Origin of the sequence: Rhizobium indigoferae (assembly GCF_034554815.1) — a bacterium.
GTDB classification, from domain to species: Bacteria; Pseudomonadota; Alphaproteobacteria; order Rhizobiales; family Rhizobiaceae; genus Rhizobium; species Rhizobium leguminosarum.
This window is the reverse complement of sequence record NZ_CP140635.1, coordinates 158,685-182,684: the sequence shown is the minus strand read 5'-3', so window position 1 is coordinate 182,684 and position 24,000 is coordinate 158,685. Positions and strand designations below refer to the sequence as shown.

Genomic DNA, 24,000 nt, shown 5'->3' with positions numbered 1-24,000 from the left:
CTTCAAGCCGTCTTCTTGACCTTGGAGGCGCGAATGCTTTCGGCGGAGCGCTCGATGCGGGCAAGGCCCTCGCGGGCTTCCTCGGCGGTAACCACGAGGGGCGGAAGAAGGCGGATGACGTTGTCGCCGGCGGGTACGCCGAGCAGATGGGCGGCGCGGATCGCCTGCAGCAATTCGGCGGAGGGAACGGCAGCCTTGATGCCGAGCAACAGCCCCTCGCCTCTGATATCTTCGATCACATCGGGGTAGCGATCCTTCAGTGAGGCGAGGCCCTGGCGGAAGACCAGTGCGACGTCGCGCACATGCTGGAGGAAGCCATCGGCAAGGATGATGTCGAGCACGGCACTGCCGACGGCCATGGCGAGCGGATTGCCGCCATAGGTCGAGCCATGCGTGCCGGCCTTCATGCCGGAGGCGGCCTCTGAAGTGGCAAGGCAGGCGCCGAGCGGAAAACCGCCGCCGATGCCCTTGGCGACAGCCATGATGTCGGGGGTGACGCCCGCCCATTCATGGGCGAAGAGCTTGCCGGTGCGGCCGACGCCGGTCTGGACCTCGTCGAGGATCAACAGCAGGCCGTGGTCGTCGCAGAGCTGGCGGAGCGCCTTCATGAATTCGGTGGTGGCAGGACGGACGCCGCCCTCGCCCTGCACCGGCTCGATGAGAATCCCAGCCGTGGCATCGGTGATCGCGGCGCGCACCGCTTCGATGTCGCCGAAAGCCACCTGATCGAAACCCGGCGCCTTGGGGCCGAAGCCTTCGAGATATTTCTCCTGGCCGCCGGCGGCGATCGTCGCCAGCGTCCGTCCGTGGAAGGCGCCTTCGAAGGTGATGATATGGAAGCGCTCGGGATGGCCCTTGGAAAACTGGTAGCGGCGCGCCGTCTTGATCGCGCATTCGAGCGCCTCGGCACCCGAATTGGTGAAGAACACCTTGTCGGCGAAGGTGGCGTCCGTCAGCCGTTTTGCCAGACGCTCCTGGCCGGGGATCTCATAGATGTTCGACAGGTGCCAGACCTTGTCGGCCTGCTCCTTCAGTGCGCCCACGACATGCGGATTGCTGTGGCCGACTGAGGTGACGGCAACGCCGGCGCCGAAATCGAGATATCGCTCGCCGCTTTCGGTGATCAGCCACACGCCCTCGCCTCGCTCGAACCGCAGCGGGGCACGAGAATAGGTGTCATAAAGCGGCGCGGCTTCAGCCATGGCGCGATCTCCATCAAGTTGCCGGGCAATGACTCCGGCTAAGGAAACCAGGCCCGAAAAATCAAAAATGCCGCCTTGCGGCGGCGAGTGGCACTATTTCCTTTTCGCGCTGCAATGTCAACAAAACTGCGCCCTTAGCGTATGCAGCAAGGGTGTACAGCGGCATTTTCAGTCTTCAACAGGCATTATTGCAGAAATGCCACGCAGAGGCAGCAAGTTGGGGAAAACTACGAATTCGATTCATCCGGATTCATGCGACTCTTGTCACGGAGTCAGCCTCACACTAGGTTAAAGATCAATTACTAGACTGCATGCGGCGGAACTAGTCACCAAAATTGATCAAGCGTTTCTTGTTTCGGAGCTCCCGGGACAACGGTGAGGGATTCTGCCATCACCAACGCAAAAGGTGGAGACAGGGCATGAACTGGACAGACGAGCGGGTCGAGAAACTCAAGAAACTTTGGGCCGAAGGACTGAGCGCCAGCCAGATCGCTGCGCAGCTTGGCGGAGTCAGCAGAAATGCGGTCATCGGCAAAGTGCACCGGCTGAGCCTTCCGGGCCGTGCCAAGGCCGGCGGCACCAACACCGCCGCACGAACGCCGAAACGCAATACATCGGCGCCGCGCGCGCCGAACTATGCCTCACGGGTCGCCACGCGCACCGTTACCCGCCAGCAGGGCGCGACCATGCTGAAGGAAGAGATCGAGATCGAAACGATCGAGGAAATGGAATACGTGCCGAGAGGCAACGTGGTCGTGCCGATTTCCCGACGCCTCGGCTTGACGGAACTGACCGAACGCACCTGCAAGTGGCCGGTCGGCGATCCGCTGAAGGACGACTTCCATTTCTGCGGCTGCGAATCCCCCGACAATTCGCCCTATTGCAGCTACCACCAGAAGCTTGCCTACCAGCCGGTCAACGAACGCCGCCGGGCGGCCGCGCGGGCCAGCTGAGCGGGCTGACCATCGTTAGAATGCAGAAACGGGCCGAGTGGCCCGTTTTTTGTTGCTGGATGGAAGCTCAGGTTTTCCTCCGTCATGCTCGGCCTTGTGCCGAGCATCTGTTCACCCCAATTTCTCAGGCGGAAAAGAATTTATTTTCAAATGCTTAATTTGGCGTGCACAGATCCTCGGCACGAGGCAGAGGATGACGTCGCGGTTTTGCCAGGGATTTGTCAGCAACTCAAATGGAAGCCCTCAGGCTTCCATCGAATAACCGGCGCCGCGGACGGTGCGGATGACGTCCTGCATGTTGGAAAAATTCAGCGCCTTGCGCAGGCGACCGACATGGACGTCGACGGTGCGCTCGTCGACATAGATATCGTGGCCCCAGACGCCGTCGAGAAGCTGCGAGCGGGAGAAGACCCGGCCCGGCGACGACATCAGGAATTCCAGCAGGCGGAATTCGGTGGGGCCGAGGCGGACTTCGCGGGTCTTGCGATGGACGCGATGGGTCTCGCGGTCGAGCTCGATGTCACCGCATTTCAGCACCGTCGACAACACCTCGGGGCGGGCGCGCCGCAGCATCGCCTTGACGCGGGCAACGAGTTCGGGGGTCGAGAAGGGCTTGACGACATAATCGTCGGCACCCGTCGACAATCCGCGAACACGCTCGCTCTCTTCGCCGCGCGCCGTCAGCATGATGATCGGCAGGCGCTCGGTTTCCGGCCGCATGCGCAGACGCCGGCAGAGCTCGATGCCGGAGACGCCAGGCAGCATCCAATCAAGGATGAGCAGATCGGGCGTGCGCTCCTGAAGCCGCATTTCGGCTTCGTCGCCACGAAGGATGGTATCGACCTCGAAGCCTTCCGCTTCGAGATTGTAGCGAAGAAGCACGCTGAGGGCTTCCTCGTCTTCAACAACTGCAACTCTCGGGATCATGCGTGTCGGTCTCCTCGCGCATGATCCTTAAACCGGGGGTGATTTAAGCAATGCATCCTGCGCAAATTTAGAAATTGGCTGCGACCTCTTGCGCGCCCGGATGGGCGCGCACGCAAGTGGCGGGGTGTGGGCGGTTATTCGGTGACCGCGCCGACGGTGTTGGCGCTGTCGTCCTTCGGACGGTCGCCTTCCGGCTGCGCGCCTGTCGTCATGTAATAGATCGTCTCGGCGATGTTGGTGGCGTGGTCGCCGATGCGCTCGATGTTCTTGGCGCAGAAGAGAAGATGTGTGCAGCTGGTGATGTTGCGCGGATCTTCCATCATGTAGGTCAGGAGCTCGCGGAACAGCGAGGTGTACATCGCGTCGATCTCATTGTCCCGTTCGCGGATCGCATTCGCCTTGTCGGCGGAACGATTGGTGTAGACGTCGAGCACTTCCTTGAGCTGAACGAGCGCCAGCTCGGACAGATGCTCGAGGCCGCGAGCGAGCTTGCGGGGAACGCCGGTGCTCTGGACGGCGATGACGCGCTTGGCGGTGTTCTTGCCGAGGTCGCCGACACGTTCGAGATCGGCGGCGATGCGGATCGAACCCATGATTTCGCGCAGGTCCGAAGCCATCGGCTGACGGCGGGCGATGGTGACGATCGCCTTGTCGCCGATTTCGCGTTCGGCGTGATCGAGGATCACGTCGTCGGAGATGACCTTCTGCGCCAGCGCGGTATCGCCATTGACGAGGGCGCGCACGGCTTCGCTGACCATCTGCTCGGCCAGGCCGCCCATTTCGGAAATCCGCCTGGACAGGAACTTCAAATCATCATCATAGGCAGAAAAAATATGTGTCGATGCCATGGGGCTTTATCCTCGAATAACGGGAAGGCTTGGTGTCGCCAAAATCAGCCGAAGCGACCCATGATGTAGTCCTGGGTGCGCGGATCGTCGGGATTGGTGAACATCTTGTCGGTGTCGTTCTCCTCGACGAGATTGCCGAGGTGGAACATGGCGGTGCGCTGCGAGACGCGCGCGGCCTGCTGCATGGAGTGGGTGACGATGACGATCGTGTAGTTCTCGCGCAGCTCGTGGATCAGCTCCTCGACCTTGGCGGTGGCGATCGGGTCGAGCGCCGAGCAGGGCTCGTCCATCAGGATGACTTCAGGGCTGACGGCAACGGCACGGGCAATGCAGAGGCGCTGCTGCTGACCGCCCGACAGGCCGGTGCCGGATTCGTGCACGCGGTCCTTGACTTCGTTCCAGAGGCCGGCGCGCTGCAGGCTGGTCTCGACGATCTGGTCGAGATCGGCCTTCGACTTGGCAAGGCCATGGATGCGCGGGCCGTAGGAGACGTTTTCATAGATCGTCTTCGGGAACGGGTTCGGCTTCTGGAAGACCATGCCAACGCGGGCGCGAAGTTCGACGACGTCGATATCGGGATCATAGATATCGTCGGTATCAAGCGTGATCTTGCCGGTGACGCGGCAGCCGTCGATCGTGTCGTTCATGCGGTTGAGGCTGCGCAGGAAGGTCGACTTGCCGCAGCCGGACGGGCCGATCAGGGCGGTTACGGTGTTTTCGCGGATGTTCAGGTTCACATCGAAAAGCGCGCGCTTTTCGCCGTAGTAAACCGAGACATCCTTTCCGATCATCTTATACGGGACGTTGCTCATCTTGTGATCCAGCGCCTTTTCAACTGCAGCTTCCGTCAACATGTTCATGATGTTTAACTCCGTTTACCAGCGGCGCTCGAAGCGACGACGCAAGAGGATGGCGCCCATGTTCATGACGATCAGGAACAGGAGCAGGACGATGATGGCACCCGAAGTACGCTCAACGAAGGCACGTTCGGCCTCGTTGGCCCACATATAGACCTGCACGGGCAGAGCCGTCGAGGGATCGAGCGGTGTCGTCGGCGCGTTGGCGACGAAGGCAACCATGCCGATCAAGAGCAGCGGCGCGGTTTCGCCGAGCGCATGTGCCAGGCCGATGATCGTGCCGGTGAGGATGCCGGGCATGGCGAGCGGCAGAACATGGTGAAACACCATCTGCATCTTCGAAGCACCAAGGCCAAGGGCTGCGGCGCGGATCGACGGCGGCACGGCGCGCAGTGCCGCACGCGTGGCGATGATGATCGTCGGCAGGGTCATCAGCGTCAGCACCAGGCCACCGACCAGCGAAGCCGAGCGCGGCAGGCCGATGAAGTTGATGAAGACGGAAAGACCGAGCAGGCCGTAGACGATCGAGGGAACCGCGGCGAGGTTGTTGATGTTGACCTCGATCAGATCCGTCAGCTTGTTCTTCGGCGCGAACTCCTCGAGATAGATCGAGGCGGCGACGCCGATCGGCAGAGCGAGCACGAGCACGATCAGCATCAGATAGAGCGAGCCGATCAGCGCGACGCCAAGGCCTGCGGCCTCCGGACGGCTGGAATTGCCGTTGACGAAGAGGCCGGTGTTGAACTGCTTGTGGAGAGCGCCGCTCGCCTTCAGCTCGTTCATCCAGGCAACCTGCTTGTCGTTGACCTTGCGGTTCTTTTCGTCGACCGACAGGTCGATCTGGCCCTTGTTGGCGCTGTCGACATTGGCGTCGGCGAGCACCGTGACATTGACCGTCTTGCCGATGATCGACGGATCGGCGACGACCATGTCGCGCAGCTGGACCGGCGCACCCTTGGAGAGCATCGCGGATGCATCGCGCACATCGGGACGGCTTGCGGCATTGACGTTCAGCTGCTTGACGATCGCGTCGCGCAGGAGAACCGGGTAGTTGGCGGCGATCAGCACCGAAGGGTCGGTCGCACGCTTGTTGTTCGGGTCGATCGTCTTCTCGGAGAATTCGATCGGCAGGGTAATCGCCGTCTGCTGAAAGGCGGTATAGCCTTTGCCGATCACCGTCCACAGCAGGATGAAGAGGAAGACGAGACCGAAGGTGATGGCGGCGATGCCATAGGCCTGGAACCGGCGCTCGGCGGCGTAGCGGCGCTTGATGCCGATATCGCGGCGCACTGGCGCCTTGGAAACGGTGACGCCTGATGTGGGAGAAACAATATCCGTCATTCGTACTGCTCCCGGTATTTGCGCACGATGTAGAGCGCATAGATATTGAGGCAAAGCGTGATGCAGAACAGCGTGATGCCTAGGGCAAAGGCAACCAGCGTCTGCGGCGAGGTGAACTCAAGGTCGCCAGTCAGCTGGTTGACGATCTTGACGGTCACCGTCGTCATGGGCTCGAAGGGGTTGATCTGGATGCGGGCGGCGACACCGGCGGCCAGCACGACGATCATGGTTTCGCCGATGGCGCGCGAGGCCGTCATCAGCAATGCTCCGACGATGCCGGGAAGAGCGGCGGGGAGAACCACTTTCTTGATGGTTTCGGAGCGTGTGGCCCCAAGACCGAGCGAACCGTCACGCAGGGCACGCGGCACGGCGGTGATGATGTCGTCCGACAGCGAGGACACGTAGGGGATCAGCATGATGCCCATGACGATACCGGCCGTCAGAACGCTCTGCGCCTGGATGAAGTTGCTGTAGTTGCCGCTGAGAAGACCGCTGATTTGGGCGGAGAAATCGCGCAGGAACGGGCCGACGGTGACGAGCGCGAAGAAGCCGTAGACGATCGTCGGAATGCCGGCGAGCACTTCGAGGAGCGGCTTGGCGACCCCGCGCACTTTCGGCGAAGCGTATTCGGCCATGTAGATGGCGGCGAAGAGGCCGACCGGCACGGCGACCAGCATCGCCACCAGGCCGATATAAATCGTGCCGAGCAGCAACGGGATGAGGCCGAACTGGCCGAAGGACGAGCTGCCGGCGCCGGCAAAGCGCGGATCCCAGACGGTGCCGAAGAAGAAGTCCATGGCGGGAACGGCGGCAAAGAAGCGGGCGGCTTCCGACAGCATGGAGAGCACGATGCCGATCGTCGTCAGAATGGCGATCGAGGAGGCGAGCAGCAGGCCCCAGAGCATGACGCGCTCGACCCGGTTGCGGGCACGGAAGCGCGGAGCGATGGAGCGCAGCGCATAGAAGGCGCCGGCAACCGCGAGAGCGAAGACAACAGCCGTCATGGCGATGCGGCTCGTCATGCTCATGGTGTTGAGCTTTTTGGCGGCGTCGAGCATGTAAGGCAGCGGCTGGCCGGCAAGCGGCACACCCTTTTCGAGGAGCTTGGCCTGGAGGGCAGCCGGATCGCTGGAGACCGCCGCAGCTTCATCCGCGGTCAGCATTGTCAGGCCGCGGGCGACCGTCGCCACCATCGAATAACCAAGATCCTGCTCGACCGAGGCTTGCGCCTTGATGTCGTCGGGGACAGCGCCGCGAACCGAGGACTGGATGATGCCGGGGCTGATGGAAAGCCAGAGGCAGAGGACGATGAGGGCAGGAAGAACCGCCCAGATCGCGGCATAGGCGCCGTAATAGGCCGGCCGTGAATGCAATGCGGAGGATCGGCCTCCGGCAAGTGCCGTGGCCCGGCTGCGCGCGACCAGATAAGCGGCGGCTCCGATCACCACAAGGCACAAAAGTATGATGGATGTGCTCATTCGTTACGTCCCCAGGCCCATAGCCCCCAAAAAGCCCGGCAGCTTCATCAGCCTGCCTTCAGCTTCCAATCATGGAGAAGGAATTCCAACCCTGCAGCTCCAGAACCGCCGGCGCGCAGGGACATAGGCAATGCCGGCGCGGGCTGAAAGGCACCGCGCCGGCAAAGTCATTACATGGACTTGCCTGCTTCGACGTCTTTGCGGATCGCGTCGCGTTCGGCATCCGGAGCGGCAACGAGGCCGTATTCGACGAGCGGGCTGTCGGGGCCGATCATCTGGTCGGATACGAAGAAGTTGACGTATTCCTTCAGACCCGGAACGGCGCCGAGATGTGCCTTCTTGACGTAGAAGAACAGCGGGCGGGAAACCGGGTAGGTGCCGTTAGCGATCGTTTCCGTGGACGGAACGATACCGCTCATGCTCGCAACCTTGAGCTTGTCGGCGTTGTTTTCGTAGAAGGAAAGGCCGAATACGCCGACGCCGGTCTTGTTGGCGGCGATGCGTGCGAGGGTTTCCGGATAGTCGCCGTCGATGTCAACGGCAGCGCCGTCCTTGCGGACTGCGACGCAGGCCTTGCCCTGGGCAGCCTTGTCGGCGATTTCCTTGGCGATGACGTCGGTTGCACCAGAGGCCTTGCAGCCGGCGGCGAGAACGTTCTGTTCGAAGACTTCGCGGGTGCCGTGCTTTTCGCCCGGGATGTAGGCAGCGATATCAACAGCCGGAAGCTTCGGGTTGACTTCCGACCACTTCTTGTAAGGGTTGGCGACGAGCTTGCCGTCGACGACGACCTGGGCTGCGAGGGCCTTGTAGATGTCGGCAGGAACGTAGGCGACGTCAGGGTTGGAAGCGTCGGTTGCGAAGACGATGCCGTCGTAGCCGATCTTGACTTCCTGGATGTCGGTTACGCCGGCAGCCTTGCAGGCTTCGGCTTCGTTCTTGTTGATCGGACGCGAGGCGTTCGCAATGTCGATGGTGTCTTCGCCAACGCCCTTGCAGAATTCCTTCAGACCAGCGCCCGTGCCGCCGGATTCAACGACCGGCGTCTTGAAGTTGGTGAAGGTTTCGCCGAAGGACTCGGCAACGATCTTTGCGTAAGGCAGGACGGTGGACGAACCAGCAACCTGAATCTGGTCGCGGGCGACGGCAGCGCCAGCGAAAGCGGCGGTTGCAGCGAGCGCGGCAACGGTGAGCTTGAAGGTGTTCATGTAAATCTCCCGGCATTTGGGCTTGTGTGAGTGCGGCCTTAGAGAGGCCCTCGCATTGCCTTTTTTCATCGGCGAGACTCTCTTAGCGCTTTAAGCACCGTCCTTTTATGTCAAAGCGATGAAACATTTGTGACAGATTAGGCCATTGATTTATAATGATATATTTTAACTAGGCTGATCGATCATGTCGGCGAACGGCAAATTCTGGCCGGCAATCCACCTTGCGTTGCAAAAATCAGCTGCATATCGGAGACAGGTAGTGAGGTGGCGGCTTTCCGGCTTGCGTTCTTTGATCAAAGTCGGTCCGCGTGATTTGCATCCGGCTGCCGTCACCGTCCTTCGGACCCTCGTAGACGGGGCGAAGGGACATGCCGCAGCGTCTCGTCTCCCTCTTCTCCCCCTCGGGGAGCAACCATGTTTCAATTTTGCTGGTATTGTGGCGTCCATTCGGTGTTTCGAATGAGGATGGCATTGGCGAGGATGATGAGTTTGCGGGCGACGGCTATGACGGCGCACAGGTGTTCCTTGCCGTTGCTGCGCAAGCGCGCATAGAACGACGCGAGATCCGGATTGTGCCGGGTTGCCGTGAAGGCGCACATGAACAAGCTCTTGCGCAGGCGTTCGCGGCCACCCTGGATGCGGCGTCTGCCATGATGTTTTCCACTATCGTCGTCATAGGGTGCGACGCCGGCAAGGGCGGCGATCTCGGCACGGCCGGCATGGCCGAGTTCGGGCAGCCGAATGATCAGGCACAGCGCGCTGCGCAGCCCGATCCCCTTGATGGAGATCAGCAGATCGAGCCGCCGGGCCAGGTCACAATCGTCGCGAACCGTCTTTTCGAGCCGCAGCAGACGGGCCTTGCGGCAGGTTTCGAGCCGGGCGATCTCGCGCGCGTGACGGCGTTTGACGGCCTCCGACAAGGCGGTCTCGGCAAAGGTCTTCACCAGCGCGATCTGCTGCTCGATCTGTTCCACATAGGTCAGTTCGGCCGCCAACCTGTCGAAGCGTGCGTCCGGCAGTGCCGGCAACTGCTCGAGACTTGCAGTGAAGAGCGCAATCAGCGCGGCATCGAGCCGGTCGTTCTTTGCCCGCCGAAGCCGGCTCTTGGCGAAGAACCGCAATTGCGCTGGCTGCAGACGCGCCGCCGGTCGCTTGCCGGCCCGCAGATGCACCATCAGCCGCCATTCATAGCCACCGGAGGCTTCGAAGCCGATGCGACTGACGTCATGCTCTTGAAGGAAGGCGTCAAGCGCCTTCAGACCAGCGGTGTCGTACGTCACCCTCAGCCTTGCGTCGTCGGGATGGATGGCAATGTCGAGATGGCTTTTGCCGACATCGATTCCGGCACAGATCATGCTATTATCTGTCATCTTCGTCGTCCCTGTCTTGGATACGAACCCCAAGGTTCCTGCAACCACACGGGCCAGATGAAGAGCCGGTTGCGATCCTGCTCCCCACAGCCCCAAACGGCTAAGAAGGTGACGATCCGACAACCAGCTTCCGGGCGGGCGGCCACCCGCCCGGAAGCGTTAGTATGCTACATTCCTGTCATCCAAGAAGGTGCCCGTAGGGCGGATGGGGGGCTCAGCGAAGCCGGTCTTTCCTATAACCCCTGCAGACGTCGTCTCGACCATCGTCAGGCCCTTGGGCAGGTGTCGCGGAATAGGTTTTACGTGAGAGGTGTGCCGTGTGGCCCCCTCATCCGCCTGCCGCCACCTTCTCCCCGAGGGGAGAAGAGATTTGCGGCAACCTCTCGATTCCTCGCGCGCCTCTCATAGGGGACGCATACGTCAGAAACGGACCGTAAAGTCCGTACCCTTGCCGACTTCCGACTTGACGATCAGCCGCGCCCGGTGGCGGGTGAGGATGTGCTTGACGATGGCAAGGCCGAGGCCGGTGCCCTTCTTCGAGCGGCTGTCCTCGATGCTGACGCGATAGAAGCGCTCGGTCAGGCGCGGCACATGCTCGGCGGGAATGCCCGGGCCTTTGTCGACGATGCTGACCTCGACCGGCTGGCCGGTGCCGTTCTTCAGCCAGACATCGACGATCTCGCCCTCCTGGCCGTATTTGCAGGCATTTTCCATCAGGTTTTCGAACACCTGGACAAGCTCGTCGCGGTCTCCCAGCACCTCGACCTTACCCTCGGGCAGATGCAGGTTGATGTCGACGCCGACGTCCTTTGCCAGCGGCACCAGTGAATCCCTGACATGGCCGAGCAGCGGCACCAGGTCGATCTTCTCATCCGGCGCGATGTGCGATTTCAGCTCCAGGCGGGAGAGCGACAGTAGGTCATCGACCAGCCTGCTCATGCGCGTCGCCTGATCGAGCATGATATTGAGGAAACGCGCCTGCGCCTTCAGATCGTTCTTCGCCGGCCCCTGGATGGTCTCGATAAAGCCGCGCAGCGAGGCAAGCGGCGTGCGCAGCTCATGGCTGGCATTGGCGACGAAATCCGAGCGCATGCGGTCGATGCGGCGGACCTCTGAAATATCGCGGAAGGACAGGATGAAATAGCGCTCATGCGGGCCGTCATCGGCCGCGAATTCGACAGGAGCGCTACGCACGATATAGACGCGCTCGGAGGGCAGCCGCTCGGAATGCTCGATCTGGTTCGGCGCGTTGGTGGCGATGGTTTCGCGCACCATGTCGAGCACACCCGGCGAACGCAGACGGGCCGATATATGGGCGCCGAGCGCCACCTCGCCGAAGGCTTTTTCGGCAGCGCGGTTCTGGAAGAGCACCGAGGCATCGTCCGACAGCAGCATGACAGGGATATCGAGGCCGGAGAGCGTGGCGGAAACCTCCGGCAGGCGGCTTGGCGGCGCCTCCGGCTTGATCTCCACCGGCGGGGCGGGTTCGGTCGCGATGACGGGCGCCTCGTTGAAAAGCGCGGCGAGGATCATCACAAGCAGCAGGACAAGCACCACCCACTTGTTCATGCCGGCCGCAAGCGCGGCGAGCGCGCTGAGGATCGCCGCAAGCAGCACCGGCCGTTCGCGCCTTATGCGCGCCAACAGGCTTTTTCTCCATGGAGTGTCGTCTGGCAAGTGCCCTCGCGGCGTCGATTCGTTTTGCTTTATATTGAACTCTGCCTGATAGCGGCAATTCATGACAGAAGTTTTCGGCTGGCCCTCTGAGATGCGAAAGGCCGCAGCCGAAGCTTAAGAAAAATGACCGGCCGGCCGCGAAAGATTTGATTTTCAACGGTAACTATGTTCGCCTGCACGAGAGAAACGATCAGGCCGAGGAGGAGCATATGGACGAGGACGTCGAAAACAGGGCCGTGGAGCTGGAGATCCGCGGAAAGAAACGCACCTTTGATGTCGACGATCCCATTCTGCCGGACTGGGTGGACGAACATGCGCTGGAATCCGGCGATTCTCCCTACAAGAAGAAGCTCAAGGAAGAGGACTATCTGGAAGAGCTGGAAAAGCTGCAGATCGAACTCGTCAAGGTGCAGTTCTGGCTGCAGGCGACCGGCAAGCGGGTGATGGCGCTGTTTGAGGGGCGGGACGCTGCCGGCAAGGGCGGCGCTATTTCGGCGTCCTCGGCGCATATGAACCCACGCCTTGCGCGCGTCGTGGCGCTGACCAAGCCGACCGAGCGCGAGCAGGGGCAATGGTATTTCCAGCGTTATGTCGCGCAGTTTCCAACAGCTGGCGAATTCGTGCTGTTCGACCGCTCCTGGTACAATCGCGCCGGCGTCGAGCCGGTCATGGGTTTCTGCACGCCGCAGCAATATGAGGATTTCCTCAAGCAGACGCCGCAGCTCGAAAAGATCATCGCCCATGAGGGCATCTTCTTCTTCAAATTCTATCTCGATATCGGCCGCGAGATGCAGCTGAAGCGTTTTCACGACCGCCGGCACGATCCGCTGAAAGTCTGGAAACTGTCGTCGATGGACATCGCGGCGCTGACGAAATGGGCCGATTACAGCGACAAGCGCAACCGGATGCTAAAGGAAACCCATACGGATTTCGCGCCGTGGACGGTGATCCGCGCCAATGACAAGCGGCGGGCGCGCCTCGAGCTCATCCGCCACATGCTGAACAAGATGGATTATGACGGCAAGGACAAAAGGGCGCTGGGCACGGTCGACGCAGAGATCATCGGCTCAGGGCCAGGCTTCCTGAAATAGCACTTTCTGAAATAAGGCCACCGATTGCATCGGGACCGGGGTCACCGGCTCCGCCGGGACTGAGCCACCGGCTCCGCCGGGGCTGAGATCATTGCCCCGGCAGGATGCGGATGGCGAAGAGGTTGATGCCGCGCGCCTTGCCGTCGAGATCGCTGTTGATCGTCAGCGTGCCCGGCGAATTCGGCGCCAGCGAGCGGTCGAACTTCACCTGCAGCAGCGCATCCGATTTTTCCCGGGTGACGGTGAAGCGATGGCGGGCGCAATTGCCGAGCGTCTGGAAATTGCATTCGACGGTGATCTGGGTCGGCTCGTCGGTGGTGGATTGCAGCGTCAGCGCGATCGTGGAGGATTTGCCGGCCAGTTGCTGCAGCACCGAGGGCGGAACGCTGATCGAGATATTGCCATCGGCCGTACCGCTCTCGGAAATCAGCCGGATGGCCGGACCGTCATTCTCGGCGATCTTTTCGGTGCGCGCCCGCGGGCCGCTTTGGATCTTGTCGGCGTCCTCAGGCTTGAACAGCGGGATCCAATCGGCCGAGAAACTGTTCTGCGGATCGATGGTTACCGGCTGATCGGTGTGGGAGGCGGCATTCCCGGCGCCATCGTCATTGCCGGTGAAATCCTCGGGCTGGGTGCTTGCCGGCGGGTTGGCAACGCTGGTGTCGCGCTCTGCCGCCGACATCAGCAGACCTGATGTATGCGCCCACCAGGCGCCGATGCCGATGAAGGCCAGCAGGACACACCAGACGAGCAGTCTCGAAAAGAATTTTCGCGGCTTGCGGCGGCCTGCCGCCCGCTCCGGGCGGAAATCCATATTGGTGGCGCGCTGACCGCGGGCAAGGCGTTCCTCGCCGACAGGGGCGGCAGCCAGATGATCGGCACTCCCGGCATGCACGTCGTCGAGGCTGGACTCATCGCCGCGGGACGGGGCCACGTCGGGCGCACGGGTCTCGCCTGAGACCATGGGACCGTCAAACTGATCGACTTCAGCTTGGTGAACCGGCGGCGCCGGCATTTCCACCACCGGCGGCACCGGCACTTCAGGCGGCCTCTGGCGTGGGTGAAGGCGGTCGCGCTCCTCGCCTTCGATGGCGTGGATGGTGCTTTCCAGGCGATGGCGGTGATGGGCGACGACCTCGGTGTCGGTGATATCCTGCTTGCGCAGGCCGGCTTCCAGCGCCTGGCGGGCGGACTGATAGATCCTCGCTCGAACCTCCGGATTATCGCGATCGGAATTCTCGAGCGCAGTTCTGATGGCCGTTTCTAATCCGCTCACATTCAGTCCTTCACCTTGAATTCGGCATCGGACTGCAATCCCCGCCGTTCTCCATCAAAATTCGGTAGCGTCAAGTGCGGCAAACCGCAAGCCTTGCGAGGGCGGGCCGCCGTCGATCGGCGGGGATAATCGGCAGGTTTCACCGCTTGCGGGCCTTATTCTATTAGCTTTCTCGGACGTATATATTCGGGCTGAAATCGACGAAGGCATGGCAGCCGCTCTTTTATCGGCTTTTCATCTCTGTTATGAGATTGACGTTTTCGTAAACGTCAATGGAAGTGGTGAACGATGGCCCTGCCCCCGATCCTCAAGGACAGATTGAGACTGCCGGTCATCGGCTCGCCGCTGTTCATCATCTCGCATCCCGCGCTGACACTGGCGCAATGCAAGGCGGGCATCGTGGGGGCGTTTCCGGCATTGAACGCCCGGCCGGAAAGCCAGCTCGACGAATGGCTGGCGGAGATTACCGAGGAGCTTGCCCGCCACGACGCCGCCCATCCGGAGCGGCCGGCCGCCCCCTTTGCCGTCAACCAGATCGTCCACATGTCGAACAAGCGGCTGGAGCACGACCTGTCGCTCTGCGTCAAATACAAGGTGCCGATCGTCATCTCCTCGCTCGGCGCCGTGCCGGAGGTCAACGCCGCCGTGCATTCCTATGGCGGCATCGTGCTGCATGACATCATCAACAACCGCCACGCCCATTCGGCAATCCGCAAGGGGGCTGACGGGCTGATCGCGGTGGCGGCCGGCGCCGGCGGCCATGCCGGCACGCTTTCGCCTTTTGCGCTCGTCCAGGAAATCCGCGAATGGTTCGACGGGCCGCTGCTGCTGGCCGGCGCGATCGCCACCGGCGGCGCCATCCTTGCCGCAGAAGCGATGGGCGCCGACATGGCCTATATCGGCTCGCCCTTCATCGCCACCGAGGAAGCCCGCGCCGCGGACGCCTACAAGCAGGCGATCGTCGCAGGCGCTGCCAGCGATATCGTCTATTCCAACTATTTCACCGGCGTGCACGGCAACTACCTCAAGCCCTCAATCTTGGCTGCCGGCATGGACCCGGACAACCTGCCGCTTGCCGATGTTTCGAAGATGGATTTCGAGCAGGCTGTCGGCGGCGCCAAGGCCTGGAAGGACATATGGGGCAGCGGCCAGGGCATTAGCGCGATCAAGGCGGTCGAGCCGGTGGCCAAACTCGTCGACCGGCTGGAGGCCGAATACAGGGCGGCACGCGCCCGGCTGGCGCTCTGAGGCGCCCTCCCCTCTTTTTTGCCAAAGCCATGACAGGGCGCTTGAAATCTTCCAACAATGGCTGTATCAGCGCCATGCAAATCGCGGGCCGCATGCTTCGGCCGCGAGGGGCCGCTTTAGCTCAGGTGGTAGAGCACATCATTCGTAATGATGGGGTCGCAGGTTCGAGTCCTGCAAGCGGCACCATACTTTTCAAAGGCTTAAGCGCCTTTTCCCCGTTGCCCCGCAACCGTTCTTTCCGCCGGGGTAACATGAGGGTAACAGGCAGCCGAACTTCCTACTTCTTCAAGATCCCCAAATCTTTCACTGCGGCCGGCCCGATGGTGGCAAGATACGTCGGAGCCATGGCGCAGAACAGTTCCTTGTCTTCGACAAAGCGGGCGTGGTTGGTCTGGTAGGCGCTCGCCCACTCGTCGGCGGCTTTGTCATCGGACCACCCCATCTTTATCGCCGCGACCTGGGCGACAAGCTGCACCCGCGCAGCGTCGTAGCTCTGTCCAGCGCACGCCTCGTTTGAGACGTAGAGCAAAGCCATCCATTCGAAGAGCTGTTGATCTGTGGCTCCGGCAGGAAGTGCGGATGCAAGAAGTGAACAAGCGACAAGAGCAGCACGCATGGGCGTTCTCCGATGGATGAATGATTTAGCTTTGACAGGAATGCGTGACGCTGTCGCCCGCCACCTCTGACACCATGCTTGGTACTTGCGCGCGTCAGTGCTGATCTACGGGCGTTTTTTTGGCGTTTAGGGACCGTATGAAGGCAATGCCGGCCGCAGGGCGCAGCACTCCGGCATATCACCGAATTTTCCAATTTTGAGCCGGTGGTCATCTCCGCCCGATCGATTGGCATAGTCTACGGGGCTTCGACCTGGCGCCGCTTTCCTCCCCGCACTGCCTGAAACCAGCCCGGACCGGCGCCCGAACAAATAGTACTATGCCGCGCTGAGGGACGAACCTCTCCCCCCTCAGCGCGAAGGCCTTAGCCGATGGCGCGTTCGACTTCCGCGATCTCGTCTTCGCTTGCTCGCAATCCCAGCACGTCGCCGAGGGCCACACAATCATCGTGACGGATCGCACCGTCGCCGTATCCACGAATACGCTCGCGACGCCTCTTCGCTTCTTCAAGAGCTTCGATCCCCTCAGGCGAGGACATCCGATGCCCTAATTCCCGCCAGATAGCGAGATCGGCGACCGGCTTTGGAAGCATGTGAGCACGGCCACGACCGCAGATCAAAGGCGGGCCGACAGACGTGGCGAAATAGCTTAGCGATGACGTTACGAAGACCTCTTCATCGGGCGGACGTGATGGGCTGGGATCTTTCAGATATGTCACTTGTGGCCGACCCCTCTCTGAAACGGATGCGGTGCCGGCCCGTATTTCATTCGCGAGGTCTCGGAGTGGTTCGGAAATCAGTGCTTCGCACGCTTTAACGGCGGTCAGCGGTTGGGTGGGCTCATCAGATGCCCAATCCGCTCTGAGTCCTTTGGGCACCATTATCCGCGATAGTGCCGATCGGTAGTAGCCATCGAGTGACAGATCGAACAGATCCGGCAAGGCACGCGCTAGGGCGTCGGCAAGAACACCGGCCACAACTTCGCGAGGCGATGCCGTCGGATTGTCGTCGTCGACACTTCCATGCGGCCGGTGGGCGTAGTGCGTAGGCCAGAGTTTTATATCCTCCGGAAGTTCGGCACGAAGAGCAATGACCGCCAACTTGAGACCGGCAACAGCAACCTCGATCTCACGAGCACGCTTATCCGTCGCGGATGCGATCTTCTCCAATGCATCTGCGCGTTCGTTCCGGTCATGGACGCCGCGCTCTCTCGCAAGCCGCTCCGAAATCTCGGAGATATCATGGTCGACATCCCCCAGGAGTTCGTCCAGGTCCATTATGCGGGCTTTCAGATCGCGAACCGCAGCGCTTGTTGCCACGATGTCGGCGTTTTGCCCGAGGCTTTCCCTGCGATCGGCGCGAGCTTTATCGAGCTCGTCGATAGCTGCCACTCGCTGGGCAAGAAGTTTTTCACGGCTTGCATTCAGGTTCGCGAGCTCGGTTTCGAGACTCACGATGGCTTTGTCCGGCTGAGAAAGACGTCTCATTGTCCGCTCCTTTCCATTTCCGTTGTTAGATGGCACCAGCTCTCAAGGCTTGGGTGGCGTGGCCTTGCTATCGGCCGCGGCGATTTTCAGTATTTTCAGACAGGATTTGGCGCTTTCGTCCGTCTCGAAAGCTAAGTGCTCAGCGAGCAGCGGCAGCTGCTTTGCCTCGCTGCATTTGAGGACCTTCCTCAGCCGCTCCGCTTCCGCTTTCCGGGCGGTAGCCGTGAGTTCATCCATCGACGATACTCCTTTTTGGATTCACGATTGGACCTGTTGATCGTCGCTTATGGCCTCGCGCTGGTTCGTCGGGTGATCGTTTCTCGGCAGCAAACACGCCGGGAAAATCTCTTCCCAGAGCCACCAGCTTATCGCCGGCCGCTAGCAGCACGAACTCGTTGACGGAGATCCCGGCCCGAGCTGCTCCATCGAAAAGCGCATCTCGAAAACCCTTCGTCACGCGCCCGCCGGTGAGCGACAAAGGAACGATCGAACATGTGGAGTTTTCTGTTTTGGCTGTCATCTTCCTTTCCTCTCAACGAGGCTAAGAAGAAACACAAACCCCGCCATAAGGGGATTGGAAACGTCCGGGAATCTATCAGATTGGCGACCGACATACGCGCGTAGCGTCTGCAGATTTGCAACCCACACAGTAAAGCGAATTGACTAATGTGTGATGGCCAGGGACTGGAGAAAAACACTCGCTCCAGTAATTACCACCGTTAACCCTACGGCGATTGCCGACATCTTGGTCCAATAGGCGGTCTGCACTGTAGCGTCCGCCGCTTTGATTTGAGCTTGGGAGGCCGCTATTTGCTCCTCCGTGACTTCCTTTTGAAGAAGGTACAGCCGACGACGTATCTCAACATCGCGCCAGTACGAAGCTTGTGACCCGGGCTGCTCATGTGCCCCGGTAAAGACTTCGTGGTCTGTCTTTTTCGTCCAGTCTTCCACCGCGAATCTCCTCTGCCCGCCTCGCAGCAATCGTGAGCCGTCCGCGCGGCGGCTGCAACGTCGACCATCGCGTGTAACAAAGACATGACAAGTTTTCCCCAAGAGTGCAGCTTCGGACGAGCGATCACCCCGCAGCAGTATTAAGGAGGTCCTGAAATTCAATTCGGCTTGAAGGCTCTTGATATAATAAGTTTCTTTATCCTGCCGTCTAGCGAGAGACTTTCAGTACCGGCCATTTCAATAATGCTGCCGAGCCCGTTGACGTATCTATCGAGGCTAAGGCTGATTGCGGCATACGTATTTGCATCTAGACCTTTAGGGGCGAAAAAGGGGACGGTTTTTCCAATTGCGGGTAAGTAAACGCGACCATTCCCGGAGTTAGCGTTATACGCGCCGACACTCGCCATCCAAACCTTTTCATCTGTCAACAGATCTGCATTGACATAGGCTTTCGTTGCCGCGTCCAAAGTAAGGAGAGGAGTGTACCCCTTCTTGATCAATAAAGTTGATGCACCATCCTCGATAACGGCATGAGCACGCTTCATCGGAGCCTCGACCTTATCGATCAGCGCCTCTCGATCCCCAGATGGCAATCTCGACAATCGTTGATCGTCTTTTTGTGCCAAATCTTCTGCTAGTCCACAGACCTGTCTGAACGTCGATACCACGAGGCTGTTTACAACCTGTCCTATCGTTGCGACCGCGTAAGATCCGATCGCTGTCGTCAGAAACAGGTTATTCGGCTCCGTGAGAAAAACAGTCAGGTCGTGGATGTAACTGCCCTGCCGGGCTGGGGAGAGATAGAGCCGCACTAAGGGAGAAAGTTCGCCTCGGGCACGAATTCGACCGGTTGCCGCATAGTGAGCGAGCAAATCAAAGGACCAAGTGATTCCCTCAAGGGAGATCGCACCTTGGTGCGCTGGCAGACGGTTATTGTCAGCCTCGCCGCCCTCATATGTGAGACGGTATTTCAACTCAAATGTCATTTTTCTGGCCCCGGTGCGCACCTTCGAAGATGATAGGCTGGGCTTTATTAAGGAAGGGTGCAAGGCGGAGAAAATGCTCACCTGAGATTGTGCACATTTGGCCGTTATCCGGCGCACTTCCTGTTGTCTCAGCCCCCAATAGGACTACTGAGAGAATTCGGACACTTGGTTTCATTTTCCATGGCTGACCCGCGACCCTGCAAGAATCCCATCTTCGGAAACCTGCCGAGAAAGCTTCTAGTCCATTTGCTCGCAGGCCGCCTACGCGATAGCCGCCCCATCGACTTCGCCATACTGGAGATTATGCTGTAGGAATCGTTGCTCTCCTCCTGTCCTCCGTCCATTCCGGAAGGACCCTATCCAATCAAGTCGTTGCATTCTCGGTTTGGCGGCTAAATGGCGCAAAGCGCCCTCGGTATCTTCATCGGATAAAACGGAAGAAGCGTTGCGCAACCCAAGCGTGGGCTCGGCGAGCAGCAGTCTCAGTTCAAACAAAGCTATCTCTGTGATCTTGACGGCGCATCTTCACGAACCATAGCAGTGTCAGGCAAGGCGAATGAACGCCTTTCTCGGCCCACTGCCACTCAATACGATGGGAGCCCCAGGAAATCGAAGTATCGAGACACGCGTGGATCCGACCGCCTCCCCTCTCGAAGCAGTTCCAAAGCGATGACATCGCCATGAATGACCATTTCCAGCGCCGGCGCTGAAATATCCAGCGGTGCACCTGGCTTAGCCTGGCGACCGATTCCAAACTCCCGATACCAGCCGCGAACGGTCTTTTCGTCCCGACGGGCACGATGGACCGCAGTTTTGAGATTTATCACCTCATCCGGTCGCATCAAAATCGGCCACGGCTCACCCTTCACAATGCACCCCCTCGTGCTCGCGCGCGGACTTATAATCCAGCGTTTTCATGGGCTCCGCCCAAACCCGCAAGGAGCTTAGCCCCTTGACCCATCATGCCGGCTGCGCCGTCAACATCGCGCGTGGGCGTCAAATGAACCCGTAGCGGGATAATCACCGCTGAGCGCGAGGTTTGCTTTGGAAAGCGGATCGTCTCCAGTTCCTCATGCACAGCGTCAGCGAGGCGACTGATTTCCGCCTCAATCTCAGCGCTCCGCATCCCTGCCGACCTCAAACTCAAGCGAAGTAGTTTGCAAAATGCCTGCCAGTGCTTCTTTCCCTGATCGAAGTCCTTTGTGGAAAGCTGTATTGCTAAGCTGCGCGCGACCGACTGTCGGCACGATGGAAAGGCGATAATTGCGCTCGGCCTTTCGAGCTCGTGGAAGAGATCAAGCTGAGACATTTCGGCTGGCTCCTCTTTCAGTGGTATCAATGGTGATCGGTCCACAGTGGACCATATGGTTTGGACCACTGCTGACCGGATGGGCGCTCTCTTCAGATGGTCCACTGTGGACCGTATGCGCATGAAGATCGCGAACGATAACTTCCGGGTCGAGGACGGCCGGTACCGACAAGCGAATGGTGCGAGTGCGCAACCGGTTTCCATGAACGACCCGCCAGCCGTGCTCAAGGGAGATGATCCCGAGATCTCGGTGAACTCCGATCTCTCGAGAAATCGTCTTCAGCCCACATCGACCAGCGGCCAGGGCCAACTCTTCGTCACTGGTCCAAATGCATCCTTCCTTCCAGCGGATCACCTTTTTGTAGACTGCCATTAATCTGAAGTTGGCGCCGGCTCGATGAATGATCTGCATCGCAATATCGTGCCAGTCATCGAAGGCGCGATACTGGGCTTTCCTGTCGACAGGCCACCGCCAAAGCAAGACTTGGCCAGCAGGCTCAATTGAACGGCGCTTTCCGCTCCATTCCGGCCCACTTTCGCGGCTCAGCTTCGGATCGAAGCCGTTGAGCTCTCGACCCGAAACGTTGTCGTCTCCAAAGCCGGGTGGCTCCAGCGCGCCAGGCTTACTTATGCCGACCGAGCGGTATTGATTGAGTGATCTGCTCACCGCTGTTCTCTCCAAACCTTCAGCCCCCGAGACAGGACAACCGCCTCGCATGCCTCGACCTTTGTTAGCTCAAATCTCTTCCTGGCCGCATCGACGGCACTCCCGACGGGAGGACGCTGTGATTTCAGCCATTTGGCCGCCACTTTTACCGCGGCCGAGTTTGCGTCTGGCCCGCCTCTCATTGAGCACGCGCCGCAGCCCGGCTGCGTTCCCAAGCGATAAGATCGTCTTCAAGAAAGAACCTGCGACGGTTGATTTTCATCGGCTCGGGGAAACCGAGTTTTTCATTCTTCTGCCACCGATGCAGCGTCATTTCTGTGATCTGATATCGGGCAAGAACTTGTGGGCCGGTCAGATACTTCTGAGTGTTCATTGATGCCTCCTTAGCTAACAGTAACGAGGCAAGAGGTGAGGGCTTATCGAGACTTTGTAATCCCCGGTTTGGATGCTCGCACTTCGTCTAAACTCAGGATTTCGCCTTTCGGATGTCGGTCATTTTGCCAGCGAAATATTTGATATCATGGAATGTTTCGAGATCTTTGCCCTCATATGCGCAAATCCCGGCGGCGGTGAAATTGTAGAAGGCGAAAAAAGGTGTTTTTGTCGAAGGTGAAAAACCCATGGAAAGCGAGCTGCCTGTTGCATCACAAAAGCATTCGAAGAGACGCCATAAAAGGTCTCGCGCGTGAGGCTGGTCATTCTTATTTCCAGTAGGCCGCATGTGAAGATCTTGCAGATACCGGAATTCCGAGTCTTGCTGCTGTTTCAATCCTGCAAGGACATTCATGGCGCCGCGCAGATCGTCACGCCATGCGTCTAGCGCCGCAATGACCTCATCCTCTTTCGTAGATCCTTCGGTAGCCAACCTTTCAAAGATCACGAATTCATCGTCGCGTTCCGATTTGATGAGCCCCATAACTATGTCGATCGCACCCAAGGCAAGTTCGGCCGTGATGGCTGAGTGCTCACTCGTATCACTTCCTGTTTTACGATCGCATATCTGGGAATAGGCCAGGAAGGCGTTGGCAACCAAATGCAGGACTGCCGCCTGCTTCAGCTGGTCAGCTCGGTCAAACGACAATGTGGACACAGCAGCCTCTGCGGCCCGCGTCTCCCGCTCCATGCCGGCCGGTAGAGCCAGAACCTGTTCTTCGGTTCTCATATCTTGCGGCCTCGCATCGGTACCACGTTTTCGCCTGATGTGTGCCCGATGAGACTTTGCACATGACAAGCCCAAGCGACCAGCGCCCGCCGTTTTTCCTCGGCGTATTCATAACGATTGTAGACAGCAGCAACGCCCTTGATTGAGCCGCTCTTGTGATTGAGTACTGCTTCCACGACATGGACGGGATGGCCCAGTTCCGCCATGCCAGAGGCGCAGGTGCGCCGGAGATCGTGGAGACGCCAAGCCGCTATCTGAGGCTCGAAATCCTTCTCCCCGCGCGCCTCGGCCTCCTCTTTGGTGATTTCGATCATAGCGGCATCGAGCAGTGCCTTAGATCGTGAAAATCCGCTGACACCGGTCTTGCCTGTTGTGGTCAGAACGAAATCGACATCACCCTTTATCCGTGGAAGGCTTTCAAAGATTTCGACCACGGCCGGCGCGAGTGGAACGACATGCGCCTTTCCGTTCTTTGCCCGCTCCTTGGGAATGGTCCATGCTGGCATGGTCTCGCTAAGATCGAATTCCGCCCATTGGGCGGATGCAACTTCGTCTCTTCGTTGCCCTGTCAAAAGTAACAGTTTCACCATAGGGCCGAAGGGCCAGCCGATCTTCCCCGAAGCCAGCCATACCAACCGGATCTCATCCCGGCTGAGGGTACGATCACGAGAAACGACCTCCCCGGGGGCGGCGACATTTGCCACCGGTGAAACCGCGATGATGTCGCGTTCGATACACCAGTTGAAGAAGCGCCGCAGAATTGCATGGACGCGGTTTGCGGAGATCGGATGGTTTTCAGCGATCTCATCGAGCAGGTCGATGATTTCCCGCCGCGTGATATCCCCGAGGAGCTTATGTTGCCACCGCTTCCGCAAATACAGATTGACGAAGCGCTCAGTTTCCCGGGCGGTGGATTCACGGTTCCGCTGCTTCACATACCTCGTCAAGAACTGATCGAGTTGGGCGACGACAATGTTAGAGGGGTTCGATCGTGCCGCGGCCTCTGACTGCTTCAACGCTCCCGGGTCTTTTCCCTCCGCCACCGATCGGAGCGCTGCACCGGCGAGTTCCCGAGCCTTCGCAAGTCCGAATAGGGGATAATTGCCGACGGTCATCTTGCGCGGGCGCCCACCAAATCGATAGCGGATCGCCCATGACATTGAGCCCGACGGTTGAACAACCAGATACAGACCTGGAAGACCGCCGTCAGCGATTTCCTTTCGGGTGGCGCCCGGCTTTATTGCCTCGACTGATTTGACGGTAAGGGGCTTTGCCATTTTCGCTCGGGTAACGCTCTGGGTAACACTGGGGTAACGCAAAGCGATGATAGAGAATGCTTTATAGTGATGCCA

General features: G+C 59.7%; 24 protein-coding genes and 1 tRNA gene. 4 read left to right on the top strand and 21 right to left on the bottom strand.

Features of this window, described 5'->3' with window-relative positions:
* Positions 1 to 2 precede the first annotated feature (2 nt).
* Positions 3 to 1,202, bottom strand: coding sequence for an aspartate aminotransferase family protein (locus U5G49_RS00950; protein ID WP_193446746.1), 1,200 nt, complete (start codon positions 1,200 to 1,202; stop codon positions 3 to 5).
* Between the two features lie 419 nt (positions 1,203 to 1,621).
* On the opposite strand from U5G49_RS00950, the gene U5G49_RS00945 reads away from it, so the two are divergent.
* The gene (locus U5G49_RS00945) at positions 1,622 to 2,155 is read left to right on the top strand and encodes a GcrA family cell cycle regulator (protein ID WP_018447648.1); all 534 of its coding nucleotides are present in this window, start codon (positions 1,622 to 1,624) and stop codon (positions 2,153 to 2,155) included.
* Between the two features lie 243 nt (positions 2,156 to 2,398).
* Here the strand turns inward: U5G49_RS00945 and phoB are convergent, their stop codons facing one another.
* The 8 genes from phoB to phoR form a co-directional block, all read right to left on the bottom strand.
* On the bottom strand, positions 2,399 to 3,082 hold the full coding sequence (phoB, locus tag U5G49_RS00940; protein WP_003545181.1) for a phosphate regulon transcriptional regulator PhoB: 684 nt from the start codon (positions 3,080 to 3,082) through the stop codon (positions 2,399 to 2,401).
* A 134-nt stretch (positions 3,083 to 3,216) separates the two neighbouring features.
* A complete protein-coding gene (phoU, locus tag U5G49_RS00935; protein ID WP_018244645.1) occupies positions 3,217 to 3,930 on the bottom strand; it encodes a phosphate signaling complex protein PhoU in 714 nt (237 codons plus the stop codon).
* 44 nt (positions 3,931 to 3,974) lie between these two features.
* Positions 3,975 to 4,790: a phosphate ABC transporter ATP-binding protein PstB gene (gene pstB / locus U5G49_RS00930; RefSeq protein WP_003556197.1), complete on the bottom strand. Its 816-nt coding sequence runs from the start codon at positions 4,788 to 4,790 to the stop codon at positions 3,975 to 3,977.
* Between the two features lie 15 nt (positions 4,791 to 4,805).
* Entirely contained in the window at positions 4,806 to 6,128 is a 1,323-nt protein-coding gene (gene pstA, locus U5G49_RS00925) for a phosphate ABC transporter permease PstA (RefSeq protein ID WP_018447650.1), read from the bottom strand.
* Positions 6,125 to 7,606 carry a phosphate ABC transporter permease subunit PstC gene (gene pstC, locus U5G49_RS00920; protein WP_026230872.1) on the bottom strand — a complete coding sequence of 494 codons (1,482 nt, stop codon included), beginning with the start codon at positions 7,604 to 7,606 and terminating at the stop codon, positions 6,125 to 6,127. Before pstC ends, pstA begins: the two co-directional genes overlap by 4 nt.
* A gap of 170 nt (positions 7,607 to 7,776) precedes the next feature.
* Complete coding sequence (locus U5G49_RS00915; RefSeq protein WP_018244642.1) at positions 7,777 to 8,811, bottom strand: substrate-binding domain-containing protein; 1,035 nt, start codon at positions 8,809 to 8,811, stop codon at positions 7,777 to 7,779.
* Positions 8,812 to 9,230: 419 nt separating this feature from the next.
* A complete protein-coding gene (locus tag U5G49_RS00910; RefSeq protein WP_049735019.1) occupies positions 9,231 to 10,181 on the bottom strand; it encodes an IS110 family RNA-guided transposase in 951 nt (316 codons plus the stop codon).
* Between the two features lie 420 nt (positions 10,182 to 10,601).
* Positions 10,602 to 11,825 carry a phosphate regulon sensor histidine kinase PhoR gene (phoR, locus tag U5G49_RS00905; RefSeq protein WP_193446152.1) on the bottom strand — a complete coding sequence of 408 codons (1,224 nt, stop codon included), beginning with the start codon at positions 11,823 to 11,825 and terminating at the stop codon, positions 10,602 to 10,604.
* A gap of 242 nt (positions 11,826 to 12,067) precedes the next feature.
* Here phoR and ppk2 point away from each other — a divergent pair, with 242 nt between their 5' ends.
* On the top strand, positions 12,068 to 12,949 hold the full coding sequence (ppk2, locus tag U5G49_RS00900) for a polyphosphate kinase 2 (protein ID WP_193446151.1): 882 nt from the start codon (positions 12,068 to 12,070) through the stop codon (positions 12,947 to 12,949).
* Between the two features lie 88 nt (positions 12,950 to 13,037).
* Here the strand turns inward: ppk2 and U5G49_RS00895 are convergent, their stop codons facing one another.
* Positions 13,038 to 14,225, bottom strand: a complete 1,188-nt coding sequence (locus U5G49_RS00895; RefSeq protein ID WP_193446150.1) for a regulator — start codon at positions 14,223 to 14,225, stop codon at positions 13,038 to 13,040.
* Between the two features lie 288 nt (positions 14,226 to 14,513).
* Between U5G49_RS00895 and U5G49_RS00890 the strand changes: the two genes are divergently transcribed.
* Together U5G49_RS00890 and U5G49_RS00885 are read left to right on the top strand one after the other, a co-directional pair.
* Positions 14,514 to 15,473 carry an NAD(P)H-dependent flavin oxidoreductase gene (locus U5G49_RS00890; protein WP_193446149.1) on the top strand — a complete coding sequence of 320 codons (960 nt, stop codon included), beginning with the start codon at positions 14,514 to 14,516 and terminating at the stop codon, positions 15,471 to 15,473.
* Between the two features lie 110 nt (positions 15,474 to 15,583).
* A tRNA-Thr gene (locus U5G49_RS00885) sits at positions 15,584 to 15,659 on the top strand.
* Between the two features lie 91 nt (positions 15,660 to 15,750).
* Here U5G49_RS00885 and U5G49_RS00880 read toward each other — a convergent pair.
* The 11 genes from U5G49_RS00880 to U5G49_RS00830 all read right to left on the bottom strand — a co-directional run bounded on the left by U5G49_RS00880 (position 15,751) and on the right by U5G49_RS00830 (position 23,925).
* Positions 15,751 to 16,089: a hypothetical protein gene (locus U5G49_RS00880; RefSeq protein ID WP_193446148.1), complete on the bottom strand. Its 339-nt coding sequence runs from the start codon at positions 16,087 to 16,089 to the stop codon at positions 15,751 to 15,753.
* Positions 16,090 to 16,451: 362 nt separating this feature from the next.
* On the bottom strand, positions 16,452 to 17,573 hold the full coding sequence (locus U5G49_RS00875; protein ID WP_193446147.1) for a hypothetical protein: 1,122 nt from the start codon (positions 17,571 to 17,573) through the stop codon (positions 16,452 to 16,454).
* A gap of 42 nt (positions 17,574 to 17,615) precedes the next feature.
* A complete protein-coding gene (locus U5G49_RS00870; RefSeq protein ID WP_193446146.1) occupies positions 17,616 to 17,810 on the bottom strand; it encodes a hypothetical protein in 195 nt (64 codons plus the stop codon).
* Positions 17,803 to 18,093 (bottom strand): hypothetical protein, encoded by a 291-nt coding sequence (locus tag U5G49_RS00865; RefSeq protein ID WP_193446145.1) that lies wholly within the window; start codon positions 18,091 to 18,093, stop codon positions 17,803 to 17,805. Before U5G49_RS00865 ends, U5G49_RS00870 begins: the two co-directional genes overlap by 8 nt.
* A 143-nt stretch (positions 18,094 to 18,236) precedes the next feature.
* On the bottom strand, positions 18,237 to 18,524 hold the full coding sequence (locus U5G49_RS00860; RefSeq protein WP_193446144.1) for a hypothetical protein: 288 nt from the start codon (positions 18,522 to 18,524) through the stop codon (positions 18,237 to 18,239).
* A 158-nt stretch (positions 18,525 to 18,682) separates the two neighbouring features.
* Positions 18,683 to 19,510: a DUF7946 domain-containing protein gene (locus U5G49_RS00855; RefSeq protein ID WP_193446143.1), complete on the bottom strand. Its 828-nt coding sequence runs from the start codon at positions 19,508 to 19,510 to the stop codon at positions 18,683 to 18,685.
* An 898-nt stretch (positions 19,511 to 20,408) separates the two neighbouring features.
* Complete coding sequence (locus tag U5G49_RS00850; protein WP_193446142.1) at positions 20,409 to 20,819, bottom strand: DUF6074 family protein; 411 nt, start codon at positions 20,817 to 20,819, stop codon at positions 20,409 to 20,411.
* Positions 20,806 to 21,486, bottom strand: a complete 681-nt coding sequence (locus U5G49_RS00845) for a hypothetical protein (protein ID WP_193446141.1) — start codon at positions 21,484 to 21,486, stop codon at positions 20,806 to 20,808. Before U5G49_RS00845 ends, U5G49_RS00850 begins: the two co-directional genes overlap by 14 nt.
* A 178-nt stretch (positions 21,487 to 21,664) precedes the next feature.
* Positions 21,665 to 21,859, bottom strand: coding sequence for a helix-turn-helix transcriptional regulator (locus tag U5G49_RS00840; RefSeq protein ID WP_193446140.1), 195 nt, complete (start codon positions 21,857 to 21,859; stop codon positions 21,665 to 21,667).
* A gap of 93 nt (positions 21,860 to 21,952) precedes the next feature.
* The gene (locus U5G49_RS00835) at positions 21,953 to 22,648 is read right to left on the bottom strand and encodes a hypothetical protein (RefSeq protein ID WP_193446139.1); all 696 of its coding nucleotides are present in this window, start codon (positions 22,646 to 22,648) and stop codon (positions 21,953 to 21,955) included.
* Complete coding sequence (locus tag U5G49_RS00830; protein WP_193446138.1) at positions 22,645 to 23,925, bottom strand: tyrosine-type recombinase/integrase; 1,281 nt, start codon at positions 23,923 to 23,925, stop codon at positions 22,645 to 22,647. The genes U5G49_RS00835 and U5G49_RS00830 overlap by 4 nt, the downstream gene beginning before the upstream one ends.
* Positions 23,926 to 24,000: the final 75 nt, after the last annotated feature.